The sequence below is a fragment of the Mesorhizobium sp. M2A.F.Ca.ET.039.01.1.1 genome, from assembly GCF_003998035.1.
GTDB lineage: Bacteria > Pseudomonadota > Alphaproteobacteria > Rhizobiales > Rhizobiaceae > Mesorhizobium.
The window spans coordinates 1-693 of sequence record NZ_RZRY01001388.1; the positions used below are offsets into that span (position 1 = coordinate 1).

Here is a 693-nt window from a genome sequence, read left to right on the forward strand (position 1 = left end):
GATGTGAGCGCCTCCGCCGGTCATCTCGGGACCACCGGTAAAATGTCCGGCTGTCCAATAGGCGAGCGTGATCTCCCGTCCTGATGGAGCGGTATAAAAGACACGCACCTGCCCGCTTTCGATTATGAAAATGCCCCCGTGCCGATCGCCCTGGCTGAAGATCGCCTCACCGGTCGAGAAGGCGCACCGCCGGCCGAGACCGTTGAGCCTCGCCACTTCGTCCGGGTTCAGCGTGTCCAGAAAATGCGCGCCTTCATCCAGCCCCTCGATGCTTTCGCTCAGGAAGAGTGCCTGGCCACCAGGGAGTAAAACCTGATTGGGAAGTGCTGGTCGTGGCTGCTGCCTTCGTTCGTTAGCCGCGCTTGTAGCGTTCCCTGGCAGGGTCATGATCGGTCCTCCATAAGATCAGGAGGAAACTATATAAATTCTATAGACTATAAAGAAAAATGATTGCGCATTTTGGCTGGGGCTGGAACGATTGTCTCGGTTTTGCGACCGGCGCCCCGTTGCTGGGCGATCCGTAAGCCCTTGAAATAACGATGGAAGCCTGCCTGGCCTCAACATTTTGCTCGCCTCAAGAACAGTCCGCTGGTCTGCTTGGTGGGCAAATAATTGCTTATCCCGCTAGCCAAGGCGCCTCATAAACCAGCGGGACGGCGTCAGCGTTCGTCCACCGGGTCGCCGGACCAAACA

Annotated in this window: 1 protein-coding gene; it reads right to left on the minus strand. The window is 57.4% G+C overall.

Annotated elements, in window-relative coordinates:
- A partial coding sequence (locus EOA24_RS40025; protein ID WP_133375054.1) for a Crp/Fnr family transcriptional regulator occupies positions 1 to 387 on the minus strand: 387 nt, incomplete at its 3' end.
- Between the last annotated feature and the right edge of the window lie 306 nt (positions 388 to 693).